The sequence below is a fragment of the Zoogloea sp. LCSB751 genome, assembly GCF_002028455.1.
GTDB lineage: Bacteria > Pseudomonadota > Gammaproteobacteria > Burkholderiales > Rhodocyclaceae > Zoogloea.
The window spans coordinates 1-258 of the sequence record NZ_MWUM01000346.1; the positions used below are offsets into that span (position 1 = coordinate 1).

1 protein-coding gene is annotated in these 258 nt (G+C 56.6%); it reads right to left on the reverse strand.

Going from position 1 to position 258, the window contains the following annotated elements; genetic code table 11:
- Positions 1-244 (reverse strand): sulfatase-like hydrolase/transferase (locus B4920_RS26900; RefSeq protein ID WP_216820091.1); only part of this gene is annotated, 244 nt, incomplete at its 3' end.
- Positions 245-258 lie beyond the last annotated feature (14 nt).

The window sequence follows — 258 nt, forward strand, 5'->3', positions numbered from 1 at the left end:
GGAACGGCTCTTCACCGGTGATAAAGGCGGCGCGACCGGCGGTACAGGATTGCTGACCGTAATGATCGGTAAAGACCGCACCTTCGCTGGCGATACGGTCCAGGTTCGGGGTCTGGTAGCCCATCATGCCCTGGTTGTAGGCGCTGATGTTCCAGTAGCCGATGTCATCACCCATGATCGCAAGAATGTTGTGTTTGGCGGCGGCTGCGGCACTCCCGGCAGTGGCCATTAATGCAAGGCTCATTGCTATTTTGTTTA